General features: G+C 35.0%; 16 protein-coding genes and 1 tRNA gene. 8 read left to right on the top strand and 9 right to left on the bottom strand.

All coding sequences use genetic code 11. The features are described from left to right. Positions 1–408: 408 nt before the first annotated feature. Complete coding sequence (locus RINTHH_RS10585; RefSeq protein WP_008231492.1) at positions 409–585, bottom strand: peptidoglycan-binding domain-containing protein; 177 nt, start codon at positions 583–585, stop codon at positions 409–411. A 476-nt stretch (positions 586–1,061) separates the two neighbouring features. Continuing rightward, the gene (gene cobN / locus RINTHH_RS00390) at positions 1,062–5,000 is read right to left on the bottom strand and encodes a cobaltochelatase subunit CobN (protein WP_008231491.1); all 3,939 of its coding nucleotides are present in this window, start codon (positions 4,998–5,000) and stop codon (positions 1,062–1,064) included. A 1,356-nt stretch (positions 5,001–6,356) separates the two neighbouring features. On the opposite strand from cobN, the gene dnaB reads away from it, so the two are divergent. After that, complete coding sequence (gene dnaB, locus RINTHH_RS00385) at positions 6,357–7,706, top strand: replicative DNA helicase (RefSeq protein ID WP_008231482.1); 1,350 nt, start codon at positions 6,357–6,359, stop codon at positions 7,704–7,706. A 771-nt stretch (positions 7,707–8,477) separates the two neighbouring features. Here dnaB and gatC read toward each other — a convergent pair. Together gatC and RINTHH_RS00375 are read right to left on the bottom strand one after the other, a co-directional pair. Further along, the gene (gatC, locus tag RINTHH_RS00380) at positions 8,478–8,771 is read right to left on the bottom strand and encodes an Asp-tRNA(Asn)/Glu-tRNA(Gln) amidotransferase subunit GatC (protein ID WP_008231480.1); all 294 of its coding nucleotides are present in this window, start codon (positions 8,769–8,771) and stop codon (positions 8,478–8,480) included. Between the two features lie 273 nt (positions 8,772–9,044). Continuing rightward, positions 9,045–9,566, bottom strand: a complete 522-nt coding sequence (locus tag RINTHH_RS00375; protein ID WP_008231478.1) for a photosystem I assembly protein Ycf3 — start codon at positions 9,564–9,566, stop codon at positions 9,045–9,047. A gap of 700 nt (positions 9,567–10,266) precedes the next feature. Here RINTHH_RS00375 and dnaK point away from each other — a divergent pair. The 5 genes from dnaK (at position 10,267) to RINTHH_RS00350 (ending at position 14,688) form a co-directional block, all read left to right on the top strand. Then, positions 10,267–12,174 carry a molecular chaperone DnaK gene (dnaK, locus tag RINTHH_RS00370; protein ID WP_008231477.1) on the top strand — a complete coding sequence of 636 codons (1,908 nt, stop codon included), beginning with the start codon at positions 10,267–10,269 and terminating at the stop codon, positions 12,172–12,174. Between the two features lie 146 nt (positions 12,175–12,320). Further along, complete coding sequence (locus RINTHH_RS00365; RefSeq protein ID WP_044304267.1) at positions 12,321–12,554, top strand: DNA-directed RNA polymerase subunit omega; 234 nt, start codon at positions 12,321–12,323, stop codon at positions 12,552–12,554. A gap of 292 nt (positions 12,555–12,846) precedes the next feature. Beyond that, positions 12,847–13,215, top strand: a complete 369-nt coding sequence (locus tag RINTHH_RS00360; RefSeq protein ID WP_008231475.1) for a DUF1818 family protein — start codon at positions 12,847–12,849, stop codon at positions 13,213–13,215. Positions 13,216–13,305: 90 nt separating this feature from the next. Next, positions 13,306–13,379, top strand: a tRNA-Pro gene (locus RINTHH_RS00355). Between the two features lie 766 nt (positions 13,380–14,145). Next, complete coding sequence (locus RINTHH_RS00350) at positions 14,146–14,688, top strand: DUF3172 domain-containing protein (protein ID WP_044304266.1); 543 nt, start codon at positions 14,146–14,148, stop codon at positions 14,686–14,688. Positions 14,689–15,934: 1,246 nt separating this feature from the next. Here the strand turns inward: RINTHH_RS00350 and RINTHH_RS10050 are convergent. The 5 genes from RINTHH_RS10050 to gcvT form a co-directional block, all read right to left on the bottom strand. Continuing rightward, on the bottom strand, positions 15,935–16,270 hold the full coding sequence (locus RINTHH_RS10050; RefSeq protein ID WP_008231472.1) for an AMIN domain-containing protein: 336 nt from the start codon (positions 16,268–16,270) through the stop codon (positions 15,935–15,937). A gap of 28 nt (positions 16,271–16,298) precedes the next feature. Further along, on the bottom strand, positions 16,299–16,436 hold the full coding sequence (locus tag RINTHH_RS10045) for a hypothetical protein (RefSeq protein ID WP_155943869.1): 138 nt from the start codon (positions 16,434–16,436) through the stop codon (positions 16,299–16,301). Positions 16,437–17,007: 571 nt separating this feature from the next. After that, positions 17,008–19,791, bottom strand: coding sequence for an aminomethyl-transferring glycine dehydrogenase (gene gcvP, locus RINTHH_RS00340; protein ID WP_231291134.1), 2,784 nt, complete (start codon positions 19,789–19,791; stop codon positions 17,008–17,010). A 293-nt stretch (positions 19,792–20,084) separates the two neighbouring features. Beyond that, complete coding sequence (gcvH, locus tag RINTHH_RS00335) at positions 20,085–20,471, bottom strand: glycine cleavage system protein GcvH (RefSeq protein ID WP_008231467.1); 387 nt, start codon at positions 20,469–20,471, stop codon at positions 20,085–20,087. 105 nt (positions 20,472–20,576) lie between these two features. Then, complete coding sequence (gcvT, locus tag RINTHH_RS00330) at positions 20,577–21,713, bottom strand: glycine cleavage system aminomethyltransferase GcvT (protein WP_044304264.1); 1,137 nt, start codon at positions 21,711–21,713, stop codon at positions 20,577–20,579. A 2,384-nt stretch (positions 21,714–24,097) separates the two neighbouring features. Here gcvT and RINTHH_RS00325 point away from each other — a divergent pair. Together RINTHH_RS00325 and RINTHH_RS00320 are read left to right on the top strand one after the other, a co-directional pair. After that, a complete protein-coding gene (locus tag RINTHH_RS00325) occupies positions 24,098–24,346 on the top strand; it encodes a Lipid A disaccharide synthetase related enzyme (RefSeq protein ID WP_008231463.1) in 249 nt (82 codons plus the stop codon). Between the two features lie 304 nt (positions 24,347–24,650). Further along, the gene (locus tag RINTHH_RS00320; protein WP_008231461.1) at positions 24,651–24,917 is read left to right on the top strand and encodes a glycosyltransferase family protein; all 267 of its coding nucleotides are present in this window, start codon (positions 24,651–24,653) and stop codon (positions 24,915–24,917) included. Positions 24,918–25,431 lie beyond the last annotated feature (514 nt).

The following is a 25,431-nucleotide window of genomic DNA, read 5'->3' as shown; positions in this document are numbered from 1 at the left end:
GTCTTTTAAACTAATCAAATCCAATTTCTGGGCATTGTTAATTGATTTCTTAGTTTCTCTCTCCAACTTTCCATTTATGGGTACTTTATAGAAACCTTTTTAATATAGTATTCTTTAGACTTCTAAAATATTAAATCTTCCTTGGCTATTTTTGTTAATTAGACTATAAAGGTTGCCGTGGTTTATAGGATAAGCAATACAATTTGCTGCTAAATAATTGTATCTTTTAAAATATTTGACTTTAATTAATTGTATTTGTAAAACTCTGACAGGTTCGCCACAATTTCTGATGTATAGTCTATTACTATTAATTCTCTTAATCTTGAAGATAGATTCCCGATAGCTAATACTAAAAGGAGGCAACCTATTTCTATTTGCTGGTCCAACAATTTTATATCTATCAAGGTTCTAATTAGCTTGACACTGTTTCACTACTTTTTTTGTGATGGGACCAAAAATCCCATAAGTATTGCCATAATTATTAAATACACTTGTTATTTTCTGTTGTAAGAAACTTACTTCTTTACCTTTCACACCATGAAAAAGGAATTTACTGTTTGTAGGATTTTTAGCCGTTGGTAACATGATGATTTTCTTAGTTTGGGCAGTCGCTGATGATAGTTTGTTGGGTTGGTAGTGCTAGTAACTCAGAGTTGGTGCAGAAAGACTTTCTAAATTCTGCAAGGTTTTAGTGCCAATAGCATCGGTCAGCAGATCAGTTATTAACTTGTAACTTGATGTAAACGACGAGTTGCATTTTCTGTATGACAATCAAATAATTGGGTAATATTTGCCTTATAAAAGACCGGCTATTTCTAATTTTTGTTGTAATTTCCTTACAGATTTCCCCTGATTTCACTGTTATGAAGCAATGGCAAACGATATTAAGAATTGGTAATTTAAAAACTAAAGGCAAAAGATATTTCCATGCTTTGCTTAAAAAAGGTTTCTAATCAGTGAACTTTGATTGGGAAATTAGACTATTTTTAATAAATTCTAGAGATAGGCTGTCTTCTTAGGCAGAATACGTTTAAATACGCAATGTTATTCATAGGTTTTTCTTACACTACTGTGTTCCCCTCGATTGCGGCTTCAGCTTGATGAACTATATCTCTTAGTATTTCTAAGGTTTGTATATTTGCATCATGCCATAGGCCACGTTGACTTGCCTCTAATATTCTCTCAGCAATATCACGTAAAGCATAGGGGTTGTGTTGCAAAATAAATTGGAAAGTTTGGGAATCAATGAGATAAGCTTCGACAATACCTTGGTACATGAAGTTTTCCACACATTTGGTAGTAGCATCATAAGCAAATAAATAATCTACCGTAGCTGCCATTTCAAATGCACCTTTGTACCCATGGCGCATAACTCCAGCAATCCACTTGGGATTAATGACACGAGAACGATAGACGCGAGCTATTTCCTCTTTGAGTAGACGGATACGGGGTTTATTTGGCAAGGAGTGATCCCCAAAGTAAATTTGTGGGTTTTGCCCTCTAACAGAACGGACTGCTAATGTTAGTCCCCCTTGAAACTGATAATAATCATCTGAGTCAAGTAAATCATGTTCCCGGTTATCCTGATTGTGTAGTACCACCTCCATATTTTTCAGTCGATGTTCAAATGCCTCTGGGGCAGATTTTCCCCAATGAGAATGAAGAGATGAGGAGGTATTAGATAGATTTTTTCCTGTGCTGTCGAAATGCTGCACTTCCCCTGCTTGATTCGAGTAAGCATAACAGCTCCAATTTATATAAGCACGAGCTAAATCTTCATCATTAACCCAATTTTTGGATTCAATTAATCCTTGAAGCCCAGCTCCATAGGCTCCTGGCTTAGAACCAAAAATTCGGTATTGTGAGCGCTGTTTGGCTGTAGATAAATCTAGGCCTTGTTTTTTCCAATAATCAGTTTCTTGTTTCACTTGAGCCGCTAAAGGGTTTTGTTCGACTGGTTCATCCAAAGCTGAAACTGATACCACAGCGCGATCAAATAAATCGACTAAATTTGCAAAAGCATCACGAAAAAAACCAGAAATACGTAGTGTTACATCAACCCTAGGACGACCTAAAATTGTTAGAGGTAAAATCTCAAAATCTATTACTCGTCTCGCCGTCCTATCCCATACTGGCTTAACTCCCAATAATGCCAAGGCTTCGGCAATATCATCTCCCCCAGTTCGCATAGTAGCAGTTCCCCAAACAGATATTCCTAGTGCTTTTGGGTACTCTCCATTCTCTTGTATATAATTTTCGATTAAAGTCTCAGCAGCTTTCCGGCCTATATCCCAAGCAGTTTCTGTAGGCAGAGCGCGTATATCTACAGAGTAAAAATTCTTTCCCGTTGGCAAAACCTCTGGTCTACCCCTGGTGGGCGCACCAGAAGGACCACTGGGTACATATTTACCATCCAGGCCCTGGATGAGATTAGTAATTTCATTATGAGTTTGTCGTAAGGCAGGAAGAAGATAATCACTTATCCAGTTTAAGGAGTTAGAGAGTGGAGGGTTAGAAGAGAATTGAGAGAATATAATTTCCTTCTCCTCTTCACCTTTCCCATTCTTCGTATCACTTGCTATTTCTATAATGTTCTCTACTAAACTTGCAACTTTTTGTTCTAGAAGTTCTAAGGCATCACCAATGGTATAGCAAGTTTTGTTATATGTATTGAGCAAAACTTGCTTACTATGCAGCGAAAGGATTGTGCTTAAATCATCAGAGATGGGGTCAAAGTCTAAACCTAAATTTATTGATAAGCTGCGGGTAATGCCTAGGTGGTGCTGATTCGGTTGACGAGCAATTGCAACAATCAAGTCTCTTAGTTGATTTTTTTGAGGGCATTGACCAAAAATATGTAAGCCATCCCGGATTTGAGCTTCTTTAAGTTCGCACAGATACCCATCCATATGGTTTATTTGTAACTCCTCTAATCCATTGGTAATCCCTAAATCTAGATTAAGATTTTGTTGTGTAATTAATTGCTGAATGTAGTTGCTAATTGCTGGCAAACGGCTAGGATCTAAACTTTCAGCTTCATAGTATTCATCAATAAGATTTTCTAATTTTTGTAAATCTCCATAAAGTTCTGCTCTAGTAAGAGGCGGAGTGAGATGATCTATTATTACGGCTTGAGCTCGGCGTTTTGCTTGAGAGCCCTCCCCAGGATCATTAACAATGAAGGGATATAGATGGGGTAGTGCTCCCATAGCAATTTCCGGATAGCAATTACTTGACAAAGCAATACTTTTACCGGGTAGCCATTCTAAATTTCCATGTTTTCCCACATGAATGACTGCATCAGAACCAAAGCATTCTCGTATCCAGTAATAAAAAGCTAAATATTCATGAGTAGGTTCTAAATCAGGAGAATGATAATTCAAGCTGGGGTCGATATCGTAACCACGTGCTGGTTGAATACCAATGAAGACATTACCCAGTTGAATACCTGAGATAGGAAAGTATGAAGAGTGAGAGTCTAAAAAGCCAGGTCTAGGAGAAAAGGCTTCCGGGAAATTAGCTTGTTTGTCAGGTACTCCCCAACGTTGTATAATTGAATCCTGAATTTTCACAGGTAAGGTAACAAAGTATTCCTTATATTTGGAAAGAGAAACACTTTGAAAAACATTACGCAATTCTTTGGCTTCAGGATCATTTGTCACACCAGAAGTTAATAACTTTATTAAATCATCCCCATTACTTGGTATGTCTTCTAAAGAGTACCCTTCTGTTTTTAGAGCCTTGAGAATCTCTACACAACTACTTGGGGTATCTAAACCTACGCCATTTCCGATCCTACCATTGCGAGTGGGATAATTTGCCAAAATCAGGGCAATGCGTCGTTGTGATCTCAATTTGGAGTGTAGACGTGCCCAATTGGCAGCAAGATTAGCTACAAAATAAATGCGATCACTTACTGGTTCATAAGTTACCACATCTGTTTCTAAATAGGAGTTACGCGTTTGTAAAGCTTTAAAGGAAATTGCACGACTAATAATTCTTCCATCCATCTCTGGTAAAGCCACATTCATAGCAATATCTCGTGGTGAAAGTCCTTGCCATTGTGAATCCCATTGGAATTGGGAGCTTCCACTGAGAATTACTTGAAACACCGGAATATCTAACTTTTGCCACAAATTAGTTTGAGGGGCTTCTACGTCTAAACGGACCATAGAAAAACTTGTGGTATTCAATATTAAGGAGACAGGCTTCTTTTTCCTGGGTTGAAACAACTCAATTAAATTTGCTTGAACATCAAATTCCCGTAGGGAAGATATATATACTGGGATAGGTTCTAAGTTGCATTCTTCCAACGCTGTACATAAAGCATCAATTACTTTGGTGTTACCTGCTAGGTAATGAGAACGGTAAAAAATAACGCCAATTTTAGAAGGAAAGGGGAGATAACAACAAATAGGAGCATGATTTTCCTCCATATTTATCATCCTCTTCCACTTATAGATTCCAATTCTTGGTATTACATGAGGAGGAGATGGATTATATTTTGTCGAAAGACAGATATCAGTGATAAGTTGTAAAGCATTGGAAATATTATCTGTACCACCTTCACAGAAATAAGACCAGATTCGATTGATAGTAACCAAAGGCAAATTTGAATGACTAATTAGTTCGGCATCCAAAATATCATCCCCTGGAATCAGAATCAGGCTTATACCCTGACGTTGTACTATTTCTTCTATCACTTCTAAGCCATAAGACCAATAAGAATATCCTCCTAATAAACGTACAATAATCACTTTAGCAAACTCTAACACTTCTTCAGCATAAACATCGATACTTGTTTGATGCTCTAGCTTAAGGAGGTTAACAACTCTTAAAGTTGGAAAATCATCTGGCAGTTTTGGAATGGCCGCAGCCAAAGTTTGAATATCAGTATCAGCTGCAGTTAGCAGAACTAAGTCGGCTGGTGTTTGCTCCATAAAAGTTACACCATCAGATAAAGGGTTCCATTCCCCTGATATGGTACTTATACGATGCATAATAATTACACTTGTTCGAGTTTAAAAAATATTGTTTAATCTAGGACTAGGTCAAAAATAAAGTCCAATGGATCAGCTAGTATTTAAGTTATCTCGTTTGTTCAACTTGGTGAACTACTAGGTATTAGGGCAAAATATTCAAGCTGCAGAAGAGAATAAAACCGTTACAATTACAAAATAACCTCTTGCAAGAACCCCAATTATTGAAGATTGGCAATAGCAGAAGTTCATGGTAGTTGTTCCCCAAAGTTTTAATACTTTATTATTGGGCTATATATCTTGTAATAACCAAAAAAACATTACTAAAGGTGAAGATTTATTACTATCACCAACCAGCCATAACAATTCAAAATTCATTTCATCGTAAAGTACATTTGGTTTCAGTTTAACATTTGATAAACTCATAATCGCTTTTTTATGAAAGCTAATCAGGGGTTCGTTTAGTTATGATTCCTATATTTATCAACTCTTGAAAATGTATTGGCCAATTATTAAAGTAAACGATGCTCATTTGCAGAGTTAATTTACTGTGTTGCGTCTACAGCTAATTCTACCCCAAGCACAAGAAACTTTAATGATATTTTATCAGCCAGAGTTTATACGGTAACTCAAGTAGAAAAGATCTATTTTTTCTATACTTTCATAGAAAAAATAGAAGCTTTGCATGTTATCTTATGCTAAGAATTCAAGTATTAACATATTTCAGAAGCAAATTTCTTGCCGCTATTAAATTTTGAATTGCTTACTCCCTAACTGGTATCATTACCATATATTTTAACTTGTTTATGATGGTACCTTGGTGAATTAAATCAATTATGACCTAAAGGTTATTATCTGTAATTATAGAAGGGCACTTATTGGAAATAATTTACAACATACTTGATTTATCTCAAATTACAGCAGGAAAAACTGTTTTATATATTTGAAAGAAAAATCTGATACCCCCTTTTAAAATCCATTATGATAACTTTGCCTATTTGGGGACTATAGTCCTCATAAGTATTTCAAGAGGAGATTATCCAAATATCATCTATTCTTATTAGAGCTAGATTCTAGAAGTTTTTAAATAATGTTGAAAGAATAATTTAAGTTATAAAAATTCAGAAGATTATGTTCAATTTGAAAAATACTTTCATAAATCATGTAATAGTTACTCAACCTAATGAAGCATTTGTCCTGGTTAATACGTGTATTACCCTAAATGGGTTACATTGATACTTAATTAGACCATGAACTACTTTTAACTAGACTCAAATCTGAAAAGTATTGTTTATAGGATTTTTAATTTGATAATTCAAAATTAGAAATTTGAGTTATCAGTTTATCACTTATGTTAATAGACCCAGCAACCTTTCTATGTCTGATAAACTTAGCTTTAAAGGCAATATTATTAATCGCTTACCACCTCAAAATATTGAGGCTGAAGAAGCTATATTGGGGGGTATTATACTCGACCCAGAGGCAGTTGGCAGAGTTAATGATCGTCTGAGTGCAGAGGCTTTTTATATTAGTAGTCACAAAGATATTTATCAAGCAGCATTGAGGCTACATAATCAGGGCAAACCAACGGATTTGCTGTCTATAACAAATTGGTTAATAGACCAAGATCTACTCAATAAAGTGGGTGGTAGGGCTAAACTATCCCACTTGGTAGATTGTACTGTATCTGCAATTAATATTGACGCCTTAGCCAGCTTGGTGATGGAAAAATTTCTACGGCGCAAATTAATTCAGGTAGGAAATGAAATTGGTCAGTTAGGTTATGAGACAGAGACAGAACTACCCAATATTTTAGATCAAGCAGAACAAAAGGTTTTTAGTCTTACCCAAGAGCGTCCTAAATCTGGATTAGTACATATTGCTGAGACCTTAATCAATACATTTCAGGACATTGAAAAACGTCATGAAGGAGTTGCTTTACCAGGAATCCCCTGTGGTTTCTATGATTTGGACGCCATGACCAATGGCTTTCAGCGTTCTGACTTGGTAATTGTAGCTGGTAGACCTTCAATGGGAAAAACTGCATTCTGCTTGAATTTAGCTCATAATATAACCACTTCATACAAACTTCCAGTGGCATTTTTTAGCTTAGAAATGTCGAAAGAACAAATAGTACAGCGATTATTAGCTGCTGAAGCTGGAATTGAAAGTGGATATCTGCGTAGCGGGCGTATAAGTCAATCTCAGTGGGAACCCTTAAGTAAAGCGATAGGGATATTATCAGAAATGCCTATTTACATAGATGATACACCTAACATTACATTGACAGAGATGCGTTCTCAAGCACGCCGGTTACAAGCAGAAATTAAGACAGAATTAGGATTAATAATTATTGATTACTTACAACTCATGGAAGGTACAGGAGATAATCGTGTCCAAGAACTATCAATAATTACACGTAGTCTTAAGGGTTTAGCAAGGGAATTAAGTGTACCAGTAATTGCTCTTTCTCAGTTAAGTCGTGGAGTGGAAAGCCGCACTAACAAACGCCCCATGTTATCAGACTTGAGAGAAAGTGGAAGTATAGAACAAGATGCAGATTTAGTAATTATGCTTTATCGTGATGATTATTATAATAGTGATAGCCCAGATCGGGGTATTGCAGAAGTAATTATTGCTAAACACCGCAATGGTCCAACTGGTACAACCAGACTATTATTTGATTCGCAGTATACTAGGTTTAAGAATTTAGCTCAACCAATGTGATTATTCCCTAGAATCAAAATATTCTAGGTTGTATTACAAATATATTAAGTAACATAAAGGATCCACTCTATATAATTAATTGTCAAATTGTATTTTTAATTAAAAAACACATGAATAATCCAGATATTAAATTTCAATATTCAGTATTCAGTTTACTTATGAGAGTTTTGCTGTTTTTCTAAATGTACATAGAACAGTTTCATGTTAGGGAAAATCTATTGCTTAATCAAATATATTTATAAAAGCCTACTTAATAACAAGAATCTTTACTTGCAATAGACTTAATGACTCAAACACTCTTTGATACTAATTCAATAATCAGGATAATAGATCAACATTAATTATTGCCAAGCAGACCTAAATATTTCTGAAAAATAATCTCTGGATAGACTTTGCCAAAATCTGAAGGATAATTACCTATGAAGTGAGAAATAATATTTCCGATTAATTCGTCATAATTGGGAATTCCAACAATTAATTATGCTTCGAGGAGATGATTAACATATTGTTGCATTAACCTCTATAATACAATTCAAATAGTAATAATTAGCTTAACATAGTCAATTAAGATATGGGATACTCCTACTTCACAAAGATAATCCCAATATTAATTTTAGCTATCTAGGTTTTATGTAGCTTTATGATGAATTTCCATTCAAAAAACTAACTTATTTGACGTATAACTACTGAGTTTCCACATCTAGTTTACATATAGTATGATCATGGTAATTAATTTTTTAAAGGTAACCCACAAATTTAATAATATTTCATTTATTTTTCACTATTCATGATCTTTGGAACTTTGAAAAAGTCTCCTTCCTGCTCTGGTGCGTTTTGGAGAATAGCTTCCCTCTCTGTATATGTTTGGAGTACATCAGGACGTGTAACATTACTGATATTTAATACTCTAGTTGTAGGAGGAATATTATCAACATCTAATTCACTAATTTGTTGTACATAGTCTAAAATACTTCCCAGCTGGGGTGTAAATTTTTCTTCTTCTGCCTGTGTTAACTCTAAACGAGCCAGATGGGCTACTTTACGTACTACTTCCTTGTCAATCATAATTATGTTTTCTCACCTCATATAACATTAATATAAATTCAAAATAATTTGAACAAATGCAAATGATAATTGAGTTTATCTTAACACTCATATTTATTGGTGGATATATACCATACTGATTTTTGCAGATGGTAAATATAGTTTAATGTACTTGCTATTTGAAGATAAGTAGTTTATGGATTTTAAGCTATTTAAGAGATTCGGAATATCATTTCCGTATGAGCAAAATCTATTATACTTAGTCCATACGGAATAAACTACTATTAACAATCTCTAAAAGAATATATCTATTTCCATTCTACCTGTAGTTTTCAGCCAGTTTTGTGCTTCTATATAGTTATTGGGGGCCATACGAATGGCTCTTACCCAATAATCAGCAGCTTGATCAAACAATGCTTCTCCTCTCTCTTCTTCTCCTAGTTGTTTTGCCTGTTCCCCTTCATAATGTAGGATGACAGCAATATTATTAAGTGCTTGAGGGAGACGTGGATTCGATTCAATTGCTTTATGATATAAATCTAATGCCTTATCTCGCTCACCATTACTAGCGTAAATTAATCCCATATTGTAAAGAATATAGCCACAATCGTTAGGGTCTTCTTCTAACTTTAAAGCTTCTTCATAGTTCTCTAAGGCCTCTGCATATTCGCCCTCGGTTTGTGCGGACATTCCATCCCGGTAATAAACAAAAGCCTCCTTTGCCTTTTTATTAGCTGGTAGAAGTTTAAGGATCAAATCCGCCATTACGGTAAAGGATTTGTCTATGAAGTTATCATTCTTCTGAGTTCTTGGCATATTATATGCTGTAGCTTGTGATTATATTTGTCTATAATCCATTATTACCTGATATGATTGGCTTCTACTAAAGACCTAATTAGTTAATTTAGGCAATGCAAATTTTGGCAAATACATAATTTAACAATACCCCTTTGGGCTATTGACTGAGTTTAAGTTTTTTCGTAGTTGTTAGTGATAACAGTTATATTTTAGAAACTCTATAGGAATTGGAATTTTGTAATTGATAAGTCTCAATTATTCTTAAAATACCTAGCTCGGACGTTATAGAACTCTTTAAATTAAGTTCATTTGAACAAAAATGAAAATCCAAGATGGAATGTTGAACCTTAAAATTAATTGACGGCAAACACCACTTTCATATTACGGTTCACCCCAATGGCTGAAGCTGTTAATTATCATACATTATACGAAGTAAAGTAAATCATTGAAATGAGCTGGCTAGATGCACCTGAAGTTTAACCGTCCTAATCAAGGTTCGGAAACCCACCCTTCATGGACTAGCCATACAGGCTCAGTATATATATCAGCATAGATTGAATTACCAATGGTTTCTGCCAACGGTCATCTGGAAAAATTAAAGGCATTTATGCTGAACTAGCTGTTTTTCAAAGCAGTTGGTTCAATGGTTTTATCCTTTATAAACTTTATAAACCCTATTCATTAATTTTTTGTAGTTATACGGAGCCAGTAGCTAACAATGGCAAAAGTAGTTGGAATTGATTTAGGTACTACTAACTCCTGCGTGGCAGTTATGGAGGGTGGAAAACCCACAGTTATAGCTAACGCAGAGGGCTTTCGCACCACCCCCAGTGTGGTAGCATTTGCCAAAAATGGCGATCGCTTGGTAGGGCAAATTGCAAAACGCCAAGCGGTAATGAACCCAGAAAATACTTTTTATTCTGTAAAACGCTTCATTGGACGTAAATTTGAAGAAATCACCCATGAAGCCACAGAAGTCTCTTACAAGGTCCTCAGTAATAATGGTAATGTCCGTTTAGATTGTCCACAGGCTAGCAAGCAGTTTGCACCTGAGGAAATTTCTGCCCAGGTATTGCGTAAGCTGGTCGATGATGCAAGCAAGTATTTAGGTGAAACAGTAACCCAGGCTGTAATTACCGTTCCTGCCTACTTTAACGATTCTCAGCGTCAAGCTACTAAGGATGCTGGTAAGATAGCAGGTGTGGAAGTGCTAAGAATTATTAATGAACCTACAGCAGCTTCCCTAGCTTATGGTCTAGACAAAAAAAGTAACGAAACTATCCTCGTATTTGACCTTGGTGGTGGTACATTTGACGTATCTGTATTAGAAGTTGGTGATGGTGTCTTTGAAGTACTATCAACCTCTGGTGATACTCATCTTGGTGGTGATGATTTTGATAAGAAAATAGTTGACTTTTTAGCGGAAGAGTTTAACAGACAAGAAGGTATTGATCTCAGGAAGGATAAACAGGCTTTACAGCGCTTAACAGAAGCTGCAGAAAAGGCAAAAATTGAACTTTCAAGTGTTACCCAGGCGGAAATAAACTTGCCATTTATTACCGCTACTCAGAACGGACCAAAGCATCTAGATACAAACCTCACCCGTGCTAAATTTGAGGAAATTTGTTCTGATTTAATTGATCGCTGTCGCATACCTGTAGAAAATGCCATTCGCGATGCAAAGATTGACAAGAGTAGCATTGATGAAGTGGTTTTGGTTGGTGGCTCCACAAGAATTCCTACTGTTAAGAAGTTGGTAAAGCGGGTAATTGGTAAAGAGGCAAATGAAACCGTTAACCCTGATGAAGTAGTAGCTGTTGGTGCAGCAATCCAAGGAGGTGTTCTTGGTGGTGATGTCACTGGTATCCTTTTATTAGATGTAACACCATTATCATTAGGGGTAGAAACCCTTGGTGGTGTAATGACCAAAATTATCCCTCGCAACACCACTATTCCCACTAAAAAGTCGGAAGTATTCTCAACGGCAGTGGACGGGCAAACCAATGTGGAAATTCATGTACTCCAAGGGGAACGGGAAATGTCCACCGACAATAAAAGTCTAGGAACTTTCCGTCTAGATGGCATACCACCAGCACCTCGTGGCGTGCCTCAAATTGAAGTTGTCTTCGATATAGATGCTAATGGTATCCTCAATGTAACTGCAAAGGATAAAGGTACTGGTAAAGAGCAGTCTATCAGTATTACTGGTGCTTCCACTCTTGATAAGTCTGATGTAGAGCGGATGGTTCAAGAGGCTGAGTCCCATTCAGTAGAAGACAAAGGGCGTAGAGAGAAAATTGATCGAAAGAATCAAGCAGATTCCTTGGTTTACCAGTCTGAGAAACAAATTCAAGAACTTGGTGATAAAGTACCTGCAGATGATAAAGCCAAGATAGAAGGTTTAGTGAAAGACTTACGAGAAGCAATTACGAGGGAAGATGATGAACATATCCAGAAGTTAACACCTGAACTACAGCAGGCCTTATTCTCCATAGGCAGTAACATGTACCAACAGGATTCTTCTGGTGCTGATAACACATCTAATGCTAGTACCTCTAGTGAAGGTAATGGCAGTAATTCCTCTTCTGAAGATGTGATAGATGCAGACTTCACTGAATCTAAATAATTTACGTACATACTTTAATTGTTGCTGATAGCCAACTAACATAAGATTCTCATTCCTGATTTCGGAATGGGTTTTTTTGTATAGTGATTGCCCTTTGAGTCAAAGAATATTGTATAAAGTGTGAGTGAGCTCCAAATATTTTAAGCATGTTCAAGCATTCTAAGTTTAATACCACCCAATCTCAAATCATGCACCGTTCTGAAGATTTAGTTAACGCTGCATCTAACCGTTATCGAATTACAGTTCAAGTCGCACATCGGGCAAAACGTCGTCGTTATGAAGACTTTGACAGTGGGGAGGATATGTTAATGAAGCCTGTACTCAGGGCAATTATTGAAATGTCCGATGAGTTGACTCAGCCAGAAATTATAGGAGAATGATAAGAACATTTTGGGTTATAACAAGAAGTAAAAAGCCTAATAATTTAGTTTAGGGGCATACTAAACCAAATACTTGAATTTTATGATGAATTTTTCATAGGGTTTAGTAGCTTATTACTCAGCCCCATGAAAAGATTTCTACAACGAAACATTAACTAATAAGATTGACTCAAGACGATTTTCTTACAGACTGTTATAATCCCTATGTTGAATCAACAGAAGAATTTTTACCTAATCAATTCCTAGCAGTATTAAATCAGTCAAAATTTCAGTTTTCGTATTTTCTAAACAAATGCAGCGTTTTATCAAGAGTGATGCGGGCTGGCGAATTGGCTGGGATCCTGAAGCATCAGAATTCAAGGGTTTAATTGGTACAGACAGTTGGGCAGTCGAGTTAACAGAAGGTGAGTTACATGATTTTTGTCGCTTACTTTCCCAATTATCAGACATAATGAACCAAATGGCTGCAGAAACTATGGATGAGGAAAAAATTACCTGTAAAGCAGAGAGCAACTTGTTGTGGATGGAAGTAACAGGCTATCCCCAAGCATACAGTTTAAGGTTCATTCTCAATTCCGGACGTCGTGCAGAAGGTGAGTGGGATGATGCTTCCGTCGTTGCGGATTTATGCCAAGCGGCTAAAATTCTGAGAGTTTTTTAGATTTTGTGCTTATCAAATGCCTGAATCATGTTAACATAAAATAGTTGTAAATTTAAATTCAGATTTCCCAAGAAATTAAATTTACATTAGCGGGGCGTAGCGCAGCTTGGTAGCGCGCCACTTTGGGGTAGTGGAGGTCGTGGGTTCAAATCCCGCCGCTCCGATTTTTGTTATTGAATAACACCTTTTCACTCCTTAGTCTGGAATCAGTGATAGGTTTGTTCTTAGCCATGGCGATATTACCCAGTAATAGCATTTGCATATTAGTTTCTGACTATTAAGACTATCAATAATAGTATCTGTGGTTCAACCCATTAGTCTCGTTCATTAATCTACAGCAACAGGCACTCACATAATGGTTTTGGTTGAAAATATTTTCTAAGGAACTCCCTATTTATTAGAATGAATTTTATTAATTGAGTTTACTAAAGACTCGATAAAGTTGGTATGTTGGTCTTTAAATGAAAATAATGTAAAATACCTATCAGGCTTTGGGAGAAGTACGGCCGATATAGGTAATAAGCCCGAGTCTTTTTGGTGATCTTCTATTACTATCCAAAAAACCTGTACATTATTTTCCACACCAAAGTTTTTTTTAAAAGGGCATAAAATTTAGGAGCGAATTCCCAAAAGGAGGTACTCCATATTTATCACCACAGGGTGATAGTACTTTTCTTTGATGGCATCATATAAAAAACTTAATCAGACAGATAAAGCAGCAGGATTTTAACTGTAATTCTAGGTCATTGCTAAATAAATCTAATATAATTGGTGATGCTGATTCAACCATTATTATTTACCTTCAGCTTTACCTTCAGCCAAATCACGTCATTTATATATTCCAAATTATTCTGTTCAGAAATCGGCATAACATAGTAACAAAAGTACAAAAATTTTATTATTACTACTGCAAACATTTGCACAGAGATTATGAGACGCAAACCCCCTGATAGCATGACAGCTAATTTCCGTAAGTCTTTTGGTAATCAGTCCCCTAAATTCAATATAACAACTATAGCGCTTTTAGCTGGAGTATTGATTTTGGGTGTTGGGATTGGTATTGCTTTAAATTCTAACACTACTTTTTCACCATCAAATGTAGCTTCTCGCGAATATATTGATACAAAAGCACCTAATCCGGAAATATGTGTGCAATATGGAGCCAGTGCAGTAGTTATGGATACTAGGGTTTTTCTTACTTTTAACCCTTTTAATGTCTATGTTTCCCAATCGACTATGCGCCCTGGATGTGTTCTCCGGACTAACAACTGGCAGATATTAGAGAATAAAAATTTAGTTACATCAACCCAGGTAAGAAACTGCAAAAATCGTCTCAATACTTTTGGATTTACAGGAAGTTTAGATAGCAAAGATGTAAATATCAGTTGTATTTACCAAAATGATGCTGCTAAAAACTTATTTAGTACCCCAGAGGGTGCAGTTACTCCACCAACAGAAACAGAAAGATTCTAATTTATAGAAAGAGTTTTGAGTAGTTGTTGATGAGTAGCTTAGAACTCTTTTTCTGTAAAATGTTGAGGTTATTTTATACTAATAAAAGTTTCTTACTGCATAGAGTATCACAGTCTAGATTAACATTCCGAGACTAATTGCTAATATTTCATAAAATAACAAAAAAAATAGTCAAAATTACTTAGATTATACAACAGCATAAATCTTCTACTCATTGTATGAAAGTTATTCCACCCAATTTGTTATCAACTCTAATGGTTGTTAAGTAAGGTTATTGCTAAGATATTCTAATTGGTTTGATAGTTTACTTCTTTCCTAAGTAATTCCCATATCACCTGATATGACCAAGTATAATTTGTAGTATAAATACCTGAGTTTGTTACAGTTATAAGTTATTTATATTATTTGATATTATTACCATCACTCAAATTAATATCCTGAATTTCCATCAACATACTTTAATAATTCAACTATTATAAATGAGACAATCAAGTTTTGCTATGCCTATTTATATAACCTATAATTGCAGATAGTCTTAAGGTAAAATCTATGTTATGGCGAGATGTAAAAATTGGTTCATGAAATATAATGTGTTTAGTCTTGTGAGCTATAATACTTGCCCATATAGTTCATAACACTAAACTAGTGTTTGCTTGCTACAATGAGAGTACTTTTTCATAAAATATCCGGGTTTTAAGCACCTTCTTATTAGGTAAATCTAAACATGATTGATTATTAATTACCCATAGTCTAAAGCTAATAATGATTAAATCAATCATATATATAAAAGTCAGTGGCAGTTTTCAATCAATGGGGTATTTTTAAAGAGGGTAATAATTTATTTATAAAAGTAAAAACTTATTACTATCAATTACTTTCTAATAATTAGTTTTTGGTTAAGGTAAGTTAAAGCAAGTAACCAAATGCCTTAATTATTGAGATAAAGTCAATACCTGCATCAATAAAAGCCAAGAGTACTGGTATAAGTAGATTACAAAATAATCATTTACTAATAAAGAATTTTCTGTTGATACTGAGGTTAATTAGGTTCAGAAAAAACCAATTTATTAATTAAGTAGAATATTTTAACAACACCTGACTAATTATCTAATCACTGATGGAGGTTTAATCGAATTAAAGGGGAATAAAAGTTGGATTTCATTATTACTATTCAAGGGTAGCACAACTAACTGGTCTGGTCTTTTAAGATTGATGGGAATAGGAAGATAACTATTAGTTGAACGATTCAAAGTATTGATTGATTATTAGGATAAATACTATTATCATTTGAGTATAGATACGATGTGGGAATTTGTAATTCCTTCATCTTGATTATTTTATTATTTCCTACCTGAGCATAAAAGTCAGCAGAACCCTTGTTATAATCTAAACTCTTGCTAGGATGTAATACCCAAATATTTTCACCTTTCCAGGTAAAGGATTGTAATTGCAATTGATTTGCATTTAATATATTGCCCGGCTTGATATCTAAAACAACACGAGTGACATCTGCATTAAATTGAGAGAGACGTATGCTTTTGATAGCTCCAGAGAATTCCTGTTTATTAGGAACACAACCCAATTTGGTATTAGGTAAATCAATAACAATCCTATTTGGTTTTTTTTAAAGAAAAGTGCCGAGGTTGAGTATCTCCTAATAAATTAAGTTTTAATTGTAACCTGTCAGGAGAGAAATGCCAATCATCTAATCTGGCAGCAATACCCACTGCCAGATTAGATGAAGTCAAAAATAAAAATAGCTGTGAAAAGGCCAGGATAATACTATAAGCCAATCATGAAAAATTGATACATAGAAAATAATGTTTAATTTTGAGTGTTGCACCCATAATTATAATCCTCAAGAAAGTTTGCACAGTTAGGATGTTACCCTATAAACACATCATTCGTTTTAGACTTGGCACTGTTTCTATCTGTTAAGTAACTTTATGTTTTCCCTGATTTCTCAAAACTATACTGATGAGAATATCAATATGAGACTTATTTCTCATAGTTAAATATCCGCTGAAAATTATAGCAACTTTATTGATATATATATTTTTTTCAGCCCTGTTTAATAATATAAAAATATAAGATTTCATAAATTCTTACTTTTTATCTCAACATTAATAATCATATTAATGTTGAGATAAAAACCTGATTGAAATTGCATACCAAATTTTGTATAGTATTTTATAGCCTGATGAAAAATTACCAACGCAAGCTAAGGACAATAACAAAAATACACGCCGATATTACCAACGTGCATTTGTAGTTGTATATTACTCAACTGCTTCCTATTAGTAATTTATACTTGATAATTTATTCCTGAGAATATGTTTCCATCGGTATGCAAGAACAAATAAAGTTCCTATCCCCAAAAGCTGCATTTACCCTTCCCACAGCAGGCCAAAATTTATTATTCTTAACCCAAGGCAGAGGATATGCTGCTTGTTCACGGGAATATGGGTGATTCCACTTTGCCGTTAACAAATTAGTTGCAGTATGAGGTGCATTCTTGAGTAAATTATCTTCAACATCAACTTTGCCAGATTCAATTTCAGATATTTCTTTGCGAATAGTAATCATTGCTTCACAGAAACGCTCTAACTCTGGCAAGGATTCGCTTTCTGTTGGTTCTACCATTATGGTACCTGCTACCGGCCAGGAAACAGTGGGAGCATGAAACCCAAAATCCATTAATCTTTTTGCAACATCATCAATTTCTACTCCAGCAGATTTTTTAAAGCTTCTAAGATCTAAGATACATTCATGAGCCACTAGACCATTAGTACCTTTATATAAAACGGGGTAGTAGCTTTCTAGACGCTTCGCAATATAGTTAGCATTAAGAATTGCAACTTTTGTTGCATCAGTCAAGCCATCTGCACCCATCATAACAATATACATCCAGGAAATTAATAGGATACTAGAACTACCCCAAGGTGCAGAAGATACTGTACCCATACTAAGTTCATCACCTATCTCCACTATAGAATGTCCGGGTAGGAATGGCTTAAGGTGAATTGCAACCCCAATTGGTCCCATTCCCGGACCACCTCCACCATGGGGGATACAAAAGGTTTTATGTAAGTTCAGATGACATACATCAGCACCAATATCCCCCGGACGGCAAAGTCCCACTTGGGCATTCATATTTGCCCCATCCATGTAGACTTGTCCACCATGATCGTGAATAACGCCACATATCTCTTGAATGGCTACTTCAAATACACCATGGGTCGAAGGATAAGTTACCATCAACGCTGCAAGCTCCCTGCTATGCTTTTCTGCTTTGGCTTTCAAGTCGTCTATATCAATATTTCCTCCATTATCACATGCAACAGGAACCACCTTCATACCACACATGACTGCACTAGCAGGGTTGGTTCCATGGGCAGAAGTGGGTATCAAACATATATTACGGTGTCCTTCTCTTCTACTCTCATTATATTTCCGAATCACAAGTAATCCGGCGTATTCTCCTTGGGAACCAGCATTGGGTTGCAAAGAAACTCCGGCAAGTCCCGTAATTTCTGCCAACCAGTTTTCCAGCTGCTGGAAAATGACTTGATAGCCCTTAGTTTGGGATTGGGGTGCAAAGGGGTGAATATTACTGAATTCTGGCCAGGTTACAGGCATCATTTCCGATGTGGCGTTGAGTTTCATAGTGCAGGAACCCAAGGGAATCATAGATGTTGTCAGGGACAAGTCTTTTAATTCTAGTTTATGCAAGTAGCGTAGCAACTCAGTTTCCGAATGGTAACTATTAAATACAGGGTGGGTAAGATAGTTACTGGTACGGGATATCTCTAATGGTAATTGTGGGGGTAAAAGTTTTCTGCTAGGAGTGTGAGAATTACCAGCAAAAATACCAAGCAAGTCTTCTATATCCTTGATAGTAGTGGTTTCATCCAAAGAAATACCCACACTACTATCACTAAAAAGTCGGAGGTTAATTTTCTTGAGTTTGCAAGCTGCCAGAATATCTTTTACACTACGGGGTCCTAAATCTACTCTCAGAGTATCAAAAAAGTACTTGTTGGTTATATTGTAACCAAGTTGCTTTAAACCTTCTGCCAGGGTAACAGTATGTTGGTGAATTTCTAATGCGATCACTTTTAATCCAGCAGCACCATGATATACAGCATACATGCTTGCAATAACTGCCAATAGTACTTGAGCTGTACAAATGTTACTGGTGGCTTTCTCTCGGCGAATGTGTTGTTCTCGTGTTTGTAACGATAGGCGATATGCGATATTCCCATGAGTATCTTTTGATACCCCCACGACCCTCCCTGGAACCTGACGTTTATACTTTTCCTTGGTAGCAAAATAACCAGCATGGGGTCCACCATAGCCCATAGGAGAACCAAAACGTTGGGTACTTCCCACAGCAATATCTGCACCGAATTCACCAGGAGGCTCCAACAAAGTTAAACTCAGAGGGTCGGCTGCTACCGTTACTAATGCACCTTCAGCATGGGCTTGCTCAATAAAAACATGGTACTTATAAATAGAGCCATCACTGGCGGGATATTGTAAGACTGCACCAAATATCGGCTGTGAAAAATCAAAAGTAATATGATTGCCAATTATAATGTTAATCCCTAAAGGTCTGGCACGAGTTTGTAATACGTCAATAGTTTGGGGATGACAATCTTGGGAGACAAAGAAATTATGAGTTTTATGTTTAGTTGCACCATAACTCATGTTCATAGCTTCTGCTGCTGCTGTCCCTTCATCTAGTAAGGAAGCATTAGCAATTTCCAAACCAGTTAAATCAATAATCATAGTTTGGAAATTCAATAAAGCCTCTAGTCTGCCTTGGGCAATCTCTGGTTGATAGGGTGTATATGCAGTATACCAACCAGGATTTTCCAAAATATTACGCTGAATAACTGCGGGGATAATACATTGGTAATATCCCATCCCAATAAATGAACGAAATACCTGATTCTGGGCAGCTATATTTTTTAAATTTCCTAATGCTGCATACTCACTTAACGCTGTGGGTAATTGTAAAAAACGATTCAACCGAATGTTTGGCGGTATAACTTTGTCGATCAAGTCATCCAAAGTTTTCACCTCCAAAACACCCAGCATTTTCTTAACATAATGGGAATCAGGGCCAATATGACGTTGTTTAAAGGTCAAACTTTGTGCACTAAAATTACCATCTGTAGACTGACTACTGCTGCACTCAGGATAAAGAGCTTGCGATGCCACTAAGTTACTCTCCAAATACGACTATTTAATATTTTGCAACAAATAAATTTGGGGTTTTCCTATACGATGATTTGTCCATGTCCTTTTTATTTAGAGAGGAATTAATAAGTGCTTAATACAAGAAGGCAAACTTTTTGTCCATATCCATTCAGTTGAATTTGTCTCTTCTTTCACTCTCCCTCAACCTTAGCGCTATAATCTGCTGCATTCATAGCATCATTTATTTCACTGAGGTCACTCACCTTCACCTTAATCAACCATCCTTCTCCATAAGGATCTTCTGCAATTTTCTCTGGTGAATTCATTAAGGCATCATTGCGTTCAACCACAACACCAGTTACAGGAGATTTCAAATCTTCCACAGCTTTAACCGATTCGATAGAACCAAAACTTTCCTTATTACTCACAGAAACATTAACTTCTGGTAATTCTAAAAAGACAATATCTCCCAATTGCTCCACTGCAAAAGCAGTAACACCAATAGTAGCAATGTCCCCATCTAAACGTATATATTCATGAGTGTCCAGATATTTTAAATATTGAGGATAATTTGACATATTACTTACCTTTTCAAGACAAAACAATTAATTTAAATATCTCCTAGGTGAAGGAGATCAAAATGATGCTAAACCGGTAGATTTCTGTAGAAGTTTTAGATATTATTAGCTAGTCAGGCGGCTTGTAGATCGATAGAATGGCTTTTTGACAACTACTGCTGGATAGTATTTACTGCGGATTTCCACCTCTAACTGCTGCCCCACTTGGGCTATATCTTTGGGTAAATAGGCTAAAGCTACAGGATACCCAAGAGTAAGAGAAATATTTCCGCTAGTAATTTTTCCAACAACTTCTCCTGAGGATAATACTGGATATCCATGACGAGCAATACTACGTCCTTGCATTTGTAGGCCTACCAATTTATGGGTAATACCCTGAGATTTTTGCTGTTCTAAAACTTCACGCCCAATAAAATCACCTTTAGTATCTAGATGAATTAGCCACCCTAATCCTGCTTCAAATGGGGTGGTGCTATCATTAATATCTTGCCCATATAGTGCCATGGATGCTTCCAAGCGCAGAATATCCCTAGCGCCTAGTCCACAGGGAACTACTCCCACGCTGAGCAACTTTTGCCATAGCTCTACTCCTGCCTCGGGATTTATCATAACTTCAAAACCATCTTCTCCAGTATAACCAGTACGAGCAAGAAAAGCTGGCTGATTAAATATACTGGCTCCCAAGTGTCCAAAGGCCTTAATAGAGTTTAAATCTACAGAAACAAATTTCTGTAGGATACCAGTGGCTTTTGGCCCTTGAATAGCTATTAATACCTTATCCTGGGAAATGTCTTGAAACTCGATTTTACTAGTGCCTATATATTTCAGTATCCATGTACGATCCTTGGTAGTAGTGGCAGCGTTTACAATTAATACCCCTCCCTGATCACCATTATTATTTGTGCCTTGGTAGTAAAAAATAATATCATCAATGATGCCACCATTCTCATTTAGTAAAACACTATATTGTGATTCTCCTGGTTGAAGACGGCTGAAATCTGATGGAACTAATCTCTGCAGCTGATCTACTACATTTTTTCCTTGAAATACAAACTTACCCATGTGTGAAATATCAAACATTCCTGCATGATTTCTTACAGCCTCATGTTCTTTGATAATACTGCCAAATCGCACAGGCATTTCCCAAGTGCCAAAGCAAGTAAATCGAGCCTTTAACTCTTGAGCAAGAGGAAACAATGGCGTACGCGTAAGAGATTGGGTAGTTTCTACTAAATGTGCCACAGTATAGTTTTTATATCAGAGCTTAACATATAATTATATATTATTGACTCTTAAGACATGAGATAGAGTAAAAATCATGGTTACCATACTGTATAACCAAACACTAGTTATTATATTAATTACCAATTGAAGCTACTAAAACTTACAAAATTAAGTCCACAGTAACTACACAATATTAGTTATAAAATCACAATAACTAAAATACCTACCCCATATTTGACGAAGTTTTCCAGCGTGAAATGAAAGCATATTTGTGGCAGATATTTACAAGTATCTCTAAATACTTTATTAACTATTTTATGGTAAATACCGGCATGATTTATTTCTTGAAAAATAACTCAGGGGTTAAGTTAAAATTCTGAAAACTCCATTACCTATGAAGTATATTCTATACCGTCAATAAATGAGAGTTCCACAAGCTATTAGCAGTGATATTTCAAAAAGTCAAGTATCATAATACCCACATGGGCTATGATAAAGTACGCTTATAAAACTTGATTATTTCAATGTAATGAGGGTTTAAGAAACTATACATAATTGATTCAAAATTGAATGCTTATTATTTTAATATTATCTTGATTAAATTTAGTACTTTTAGCTCTTACTTAATATTATTTATGAGGATATTACCGTGGGAATTTCCGGTTAACAAAGACCTCAAGCCTTTTTCAATCAGAATGGGACTCAGTGAATCTGCTCATATATTTTCAGGGTTATGAGACTTGTGTTATAAACTTCTTTGAAGTTAACCTTACTAAAAATCAAAATCTCTTTGCTTTGATTATATTTTGGAATAGTATATCCAACTATTTCACTCCAATTAATAATAAATTTCATGATTATATACCAATACTCAATAGGCTGTGCTATTCACTTTTTTTACTTTATATTTTTACAAAATTATCTTCCTATATCAGGTATATTGTAATAATTCCTTATAATTCATAATATATATATTATGATATTTATTTTGATAGCCTTGAAGATCTTTCTGTAAAATTCTTAATTACTTGTATAGGTTACTCTTAGTTCAATACTGAGTATTAAGTAAATACTTTGAGCATCTGATTAATAAATTCATATTAACTATTATTTTGCAACACATTGACTAAAAAAATTGATAATTAGGTTGATATAGATAATCATCGGATAGCCAAAAATCATAGAATATTTAATAAACAGGGTAATATAATAACAAAAAAATAGATAAAATCAGGACAAGTAAAAATTTATATAATCATGTTTTTTCGGAATGTACAGATAAACAACCTAACACCATAAATTTCTAACAATGTAACTTTGTGAAAGTATATTGCCGGTGTTTTAATTGAAAATAAATAGTTTTTTGTTGAGTTAATAAAACTATGATCTAGATTCCAGTTATTTCTCCCAAGAATAAACACATAAATATCTTAATACAGAAATGTACTGCTGCATCTTGACTAAGCATAATTTATATATGTAATGACATGATTTTTTTGCCATTATTTCCTACCCTTATATATACTATCAACTCTTATCAATTATTTTACTGGGAGATATTACTAAAAGGCTCATGATTTTTTAGAAAATAGCAATTATAAAATGCCGCATAATTTTATTGTGTAATAAGATTTAAAGTTTAAATAAATAGATAATACCCCATATTAATTATTGTTTTCTTACTTTTTAATTATGTATACGTTGTCAATCTGCTGAAGACTGCTATAAAATCGGTCCTAATAGATTAGTTTGTATAGTTGATACTCTTGACATGATTGTAAGGGTGATAAGCAAATTTGCCTAGACCTCTTGGCTCATTACTAAAATTTAGCTCTAAATCCTTGTAGTAAAAAGTCATAGTTAGTATGACTTATTGTTATGAAAACTTATGCAAACAATAATAGGTTAGTTATTATAAGAAATAAATATTTATCCTCTTCTCTCATCTTTTTCACTTCCCACCTGTACCCTTGCAATGGATATATTTTGTTTTAGGCAGAATCTCACAAAACAAAATATCAATTTTCTCATACAACTACTTTTATTAAGTAATAGTTACGGATAATATATGATCTCGTTCCGAATTTTACAGGAATTATAATCTTTGCACTACCACCTATAGTAGGATAATGCATTAAATATCAAGAGCTCGATATTCCTGTAATCTCTCCAGTGTAGAATATACCTTCGGGATATACTTAGAGGCTTAATAAAACTCACCTGAACTCAAATTAAAGCCATTTACAGTTTGGCAAATGCTTGCAAACGAAACAAATAAAAATATGCTGTTTTAGCAATTTAGTAATACGGGTTGCCTTTTTTTTCTCTGGATAAGTTGTGCCAGCTATACCTTCATCAGTACAGCGAAATCAGAATACTATGTAAGAGATGAGGAAGGTCTATTGAAACGTAATACCAAGGGTACAAGATGGGAAAACTTTTCCGGTTCTATTTATCATCCTCGGCAACGTTGGTTGATAAATCATCCTCTTGGTAAAGCTGTATTTCTCATAGATAGATTCTCTAACAAGCAGAATTTTGCAAAAATGCCAGTTCTTGCATTCGATTTAGGCAATCCTATGGTGGATCATCTAGAGCCAACCTTTTTGAATAAGTTCCTTACCCTTATTCACCGAGGACAAGAAGAATAAGGCCATCCCTTGATTATTAACTATTACCCTTCTTCCTGACTCTCGTTGTCCGGAAGCATATAACAATTGAGAAACTATAATGGTTACTGTTTCTTCTATAGTGAAAAGTTTGCAATGGCAAAAAATGAGACCGGATAATTCTCGCACTATTATGTTTTTATCAACTATCTTGTCCAATCTCAACTTGTATATTTTATGTCATTACTTACGATGTTCTGGTTGGTGTTCCTACCATAATACTGATAAACCTATACAAATAAGTGGTTATATATTGATGTTCAAACAGAATAAAGAGTAACTATTTTTGACTAAACATGCCTACAATGATTGTTTACTCCTGGTAGATTTTGTCATCACAATAGCAGGAACTGCTACAGAACAATTTATAAGTTCAGGCAAACCAGCTATTATAATTCCTGGTAAAGGTCCACAATTTAATTTTAGGTTTGCGGAAGCTTCAAGCCTATATCTAGGATATTTTGTAATTTTAGTACAACGATCAGAAAATGTATGCAATCGCCCTGATAAGCTTCACCTGATTTTCCAAAATGAAGTGCAGAGAATGGGATAAACAAGAGCAGCAAAGAAAATAGCTAAATATCTGAAACAAAAAATATTTTTGTAATAACAATTAAAAATTGCAAAGTCAAAAAGTTAGAAGTTATATATTTTGCTCCTAAAATCCTGAAAAATTGGCCGAATGGAAAAGAAGAAACTAATTAATGCTGTCGTAAGATACTCATCTAAGTTACAAGTAAATTATCTGGTTAATAATAACTATTTAAAAAAAATTATAAGTAACTGATTTATCCTGCTTCTTTGATATGATTCTCATCAGCATACATGAGTAATTAGAAAAGATTACGAATAGCAATATCAATAATATAAACATACTACTAGAAACCTAGACTTTAAGTCATAAAAAGGTTTGGTAAAAAGTTAAAAAAATGAGGGTGCTATATGAATAATAGATTTTGTAATATTTTTCCTATAGATATTATAAAAAATTGTAAGATAATTGTATTTAGTTGATGTTAATCATTGATTGTTCTATAATAAAATCCCTTAAAAAAATGGTTTAGTGA

This window comes from Richelia intracellularis HH01 (assembly GCF_000350105.1).
Taxonomy (GTDB): Bacteria; Cyanobacteriota; Cyanobacteriia; order Cyanobacteriales; family Nostocaceae; genus Richelia; species Richelia intracellularis.
The sequence above is the reverse complement of the archived record's forward strand: the minus strand, read 5'-3'. Positions and strand labels throughout refer to the sequence as shown.